Annotated in this window: 4 protein-coding genes; 2 read left to right on the top strand and 2 right to left on the bottom strand. The window is 52.1% G+C overall.

The window, feature by feature from the left end; translation table 11 throughout:
- On the top strand, nucleotides 1-320 hold a 320-nt coding region (locus NZ772_14350; GenBank protein MCS6814731.1), incomplete at its 5' end, for an N-acetylglucosamine-6-phosphate deacetylase.
- A 51-nt stretch (nucleotides 321-371) separates the two neighbouring features.
- Nucleotides 372-2723, top strand: a complete 2352-nt coding sequence (locus tag NZ772_14355; GenBank protein MCS6814732.1) for an NAD-binding protein — start codon at nucleotides 372-374, stop codon at nucleotides 2721-2723.
- 187 nt (nucleotides 2724-2910) lie between these two features.
- Here the strand turns inward: NZ772_14355 and NZ772_14360 are convergent, their stop codons facing one another.
- Both NZ772_14360 and NZ772_14365 read right to left on the bottom strand, forming a co-directional pair.
- On the bottom strand, nucleotides 2911-4089 hold the full coding sequence (locus NZ772_14360) for a cysteine desulfurase (protein MCS6814733.1): 1179 nt from the start codon (nucleotides 4087-4089) through the stop codon (nucleotides 2911-2913).
- The gene (locus tag NZ772_14365; protein ID MCS6814734.1) at nucleotides 4086-4610 is read right to left on the bottom strand and encodes a Uma2 family endonuclease; all 525 of its coding nucleotides are present in this window, start codon (nucleotides 4608-4610) and stop codon (nucleotides 4086-4088) included. Before NZ772_14365 ends, NZ772_14360 begins: the two co-directional genes overlap by 4 nt.
- Between the last annotated feature and the right edge of the window lie 27 nt (nucleotides 4611-4637).

Below are 4637 nucleotides of genomic sequence, written 5' to 3' on the forward strand. Positions count from 1 at the left end.
ATGCTCTGGCAGCCCTGGGCCTACCCGATGGCACCTATCCCTGGGATACCCGCTCTGTCACCATCACCAAGGGCACAGCTCGCCTCGACGACGGCACCCTAGCAGGCACTACCTTACCGTTGTTAACCGGCGTACAAAACTTGGTGCAATGGGGGATTTGTACACCAGAACAGGCCATAGCGCTGGCGACCAGTGCTCCTCGACGGGCGATTGGTCAACCTAACCTAGCCGTAAGTCAGGCTGGCTCCCTATTGCGCTGGCATTTTGATCGTTCTCATGGTGAACCAACCCTCACATGGCACCGATTGGCAGTATCGTAAAATTAGATGACCATTGCTGGCACGTGTTTCCCACGCTCTAGCTAACTTCCTATGAGTTACCCAGATTTAACCGATCTTGCCCGCCAAGGTGACCCGCAGGCCATTGCCCTCATCATCAAGCATCACCTGCGCGATCGCCCGGTGACTGTCAAAGTCGCCTCGCAGCCAGATTTGCTCCACATCTTACTAGAAACCAACAGCACCCTAGACCGCACTGCCATGGCTAACCTCGTGCGAGGAGTGTTAACTGGCCTGCGAATAGATGTTGCCGTTGTGAAGCTTTACCAGCGCCGACCGGGCGAACCTAGCGTTATCTGGCAAGAGCAAATCAGCTTAGCCGCACCGACTGCACCTGCTACTACCGAGCACTTCATCGTTTGTGGACTTGGTAACCTAGGGCAATATTGCTTCGTGAACCTGCGTAAATTTTCCTCTGCTGATTTTCGTATCCACGTTGTAGGCATCGACCGAGCCTTACCAGAGACCTGGGAAGTGGAAGAGCTAGAGAACACAGATCCCACTGATTTCGTCGTAGGGGACTGTCGGCGAGAAGAGGTGCTAGAGCAAGCTGGCATCAGACATTGCCGCGCTATTGTCATTGCCACTAGCAGCGAAGAGGTGAATATTGAGACTGCGATCGCAGCACGTCGGCTTAACCCTGATGTGCGCCTTGTGATTCGTTCCTCTCGCCAAAATCTCAATAACTTACTGGCAGAACAGCTTGGCAACTTCGCTGCCTTTGAGCCAACTGAACTGTCAGCAGGCACCTTTGCCTTCGCAGCCCTGGGGGAGAGCACAGCAGGCTTCTTTACCGTGGGCAACTATCGCTTTCGGGTGGTGAATGAGACTGTCAAGTCTGATGACTACCGTTTCCTCAATATTCCGGGCATCAAACTACACAAACGTAGTTATCGCTTGATTAGCCTTCCTAAGGCAACCACTACCACAATTACTGATGAGTCCTATTCCTTCTTCCAGTGGCCAGCCGATAAGCGTATTCAACTGGGGGATCGCATCGCCTATGTAGAGGTCACAGAAACCTTGGTCAGCGAACAGCGATCGCCCTATCCCCAACAGTTTGCTTGGGTAGAAGCTATCTTGAATTACGTCACCCAAAATAGCTGGCAAGGCCAAGTTAATCAAATCTGGCAATGGTTCCAGGCAAATCGAACTCGACAAGTGATTGCTGTAGGTATAATCACAGGTTTTTTCCTGTGGATGATTGGCACGTTGCTGCTGCGAACCTACGTTCAAGGCATTTCCTGGCAAGAAGCTATGTCCTCTGCCATTATCCTCCTTCTTGGCGGCTATGGCGATGTGTTTGGCGGCTTGGGGAATGCTGTGGACATCCCTTGGTGGGTACAGATGGCCTGTCTATTGATTACGATCGTCAGCTTGCTGTTTGTGTTAGGCGTACTGAGCCTAATTGCCGATAGCATTCTTAGTTCCCGCTTTGAATTCCTCCAACGTCGTCCCGCTATTCCTAAGCGAGATCACATTGTTCTGCTAGGCTTTCGGCGAGTCGGACGGCGGGTTGCGGCCATGATGCAGGCCATTCGGCAGCCGATCGTCGTCCTAGAAGAACAACTCCTAGATCCGTCCGTTCCACCCGGTCTACCCCTGATTCTTGGCAACTTCCTTAAAGACCTGCCCAAAACCAACCTCAGCACGGCCAAGAGTATAATTTTGGCAACAGAGGATCAGATGCTTAACCTAGAGCTAGCCCTCATGGCCCAGAACAGTGCTCGCCAAGTCCATCGTAACCTCGGCCTCGTGATCCGTACCTATGATCAACGCTTTAGCCGTGAACTCGCTACCCTCCTACCCGATGCTAGTGCCCTCTGTGCCTACGAGCTAGCCGCCCAAGCCTTTGCTGGAGCCGCCTTCGGGGAAAACATGCTCAGTTTGTTTCAGTTGAGCGATCGCACCATCCTGGTGACTGAATACACTATCGAAGCTGGAGATACCTTGGTCAACAAATTACTTTCCCAGGTCGCCTACGGTTACCGGGTTGTGCCCATCTTTCACCAACGCCGCGAACAGGTGCTAGCAGGGGATAATGTAGGCACGCCCTTGCCATCCGATGATGTCCGGTTAGATGTGGGCGATCGCCTAGTTGTGCTGGCCTCCATCAATGGCCTTCAGCGTATCGAACGGCATGAACTACTGCCACCCCAGCGGTGGCGACTAACCGCAGATCCCCCTCGCATTCACGGCAACCTCATCGATGCTGGCAACCGCTTAGAAAACATCTCTGGCTGTGACCTCAAGCTAGCCAGAACCTTTATGGATAACCTTCCCGGCACGATCGACCTATATCTATATCCCTACCAAGCCTATCGCCTACAAGAAGAACTGAAAAAACTCTTACCAATTACCCTAGTTCCCCTGCGTAGCAACTAGGGTGATGAAACATCCATCCTTCAGATGCCTAAATTTTTTCATATGGAGGTTCGGGATGAGATGGGTTCGGATGTTACCCACGGCTACAAAAAGTGCTGGCTATGAGGACTAAAGTCCTCACTACAAAAGTCCTTACTACAAACGTCTTAGTTAGCCTATGAGGACTAAAGTCCTCACTACAAACGTCTTAGTTAGCCTGTAGCTGTCGAATTTGGGTAACTGCTGCTAGCAGGATCTCTGCTGCACGGTTGATGTCATCATCCGTCGTAAACTTTCCCAGGCCAATGCGCAGGGAACCCTCCACTACCTCTTCAGGCAGCCGAAGGGCTTGCAGAACATGGGACGGTGCTACTACCCCAGATGAGCACGCCGATCCGGTGGAAATTCCCAGGTGGGGACGAACCCTGGCAATCACAGCATCATTGGGAATCCCTGGAATTGAAATGTGGAGATTGCCTGCAAGGCGATGGTCAACATCCCCATTCACAACAAGATTGGGAATATTCTTCAGAAGGATTTCCTGCAATCTATCCCGCTTGATGGCGATCGCCCGTTCATCCTCATGCATCTCTAGCGATCGCAGCCAACAGGCTTCTCCTAAGCCGACAATTCCTGGAACGTTGAGGGTGCCCGATCGCAGTCCCCGCTGATGCCCTCCCCCAAACATTAGCGGCTGCAAGTGGTAACCTCGACGAACTACTAGTGCCCCAACTCCCTTAGGGCCATAGAGCTTGTGGGCAGAGATGGCTAGATAGGTAATGCCCCACTCCTCAAAGTGTATGGGAATCTTGCCCACAGCTTGAGAGCCATCACATAAAAACGGAATACCGTAGTGCTGTGCAATCTTGCCAATTGTTTGCATTGGGTAAATGGTGCCAATCTCGTTGTTCGCTGCCATCACGCACAGAAGGGATAAGCCCTCAGCACAGACCTGCTCTAGCTGTCCTAGGTCGAGCCTACCTTGGGAATCAACTTGCAGATAAACCAGTTCAGCCCACCCTCGGTTTTCTAGCACCCGACAGGTATCAAGCACGGCATGATGTTCGATCGGCATGAGGGCAATGCGATGGGGCTTGGCCTCACCCCTAGATCCTTGCCCAAGCAGCGCAAGGGGAGTCAGCAGGCTACCCTGAATTGCCAAGTTGATGCTCTCAGTAGCACCAGAAGTCCAAACAATTTCCCTGGGTGAGGCTCCCACAAGATTAGCAACTTGCTTGGCAGCTTGCTGGATAGCAGCATCGGCTCTATCGCCCCACTCATGATCCACACTGCTGGCATTGCCGAACTCTTGGGTCATAACGTGTAGAATGCGATCGGCTACACGGGGGTCAACAGGAGTTGTGGCATGGTAGTCAAGGTAAATCACACTTCAAAGGAGGCAGAATGGAGTTGCTTAAGAAAAGCTTGGTGCTCTGGGATAGCAATGCCTTGTTGTAGGGTTGCTAAGACGGCTGCCAAGTCCCCTGCTAAGGGGCGATTCACCGCTAGCCAGAGTCCAGGAAATTGGCGACTGCGGATGACCCCAGCCTCGTCTAGCACTATTTGAGTGGATGGCGACAACACGTCGGTCATAAAGCAAGGATTTGTGACAGTGGTGGTGCTGTTGCCGTAGCACTGGGGTGCCCCATGAATCACCATGACCTCTGGGTAGGTAAATTGTTCATACCGTGGGATCCAAGGATGCACATCACCGATGTAGACTTTATAACTTTGCCGTTTGAGATTACTCCTCAAGGTCATAGCCAGATTGAATGCTAGCTGATTATGGTTCGTAGTGCCACCTGTCCTAGGAATAATCTCTCTCTGGCGATATTCACGTTTGTAGTCGGCCTGTTCTTCTTGTTCTGGGTATTGTTCGGGAGTGTAGGTCTGGAGTTGGGTGAGCATGGCCGCTATCCTAGACAATTGCTGAGG

Source organism: Cyanobacteriota bacterium, assembly GCA_025054735.1.
In the GTDB taxonomy this organism is placed as follows: Bacteria; Cyanobacteriota; Cyanobacteriia; order SKYG9; family SKYG9; genus SKYG9.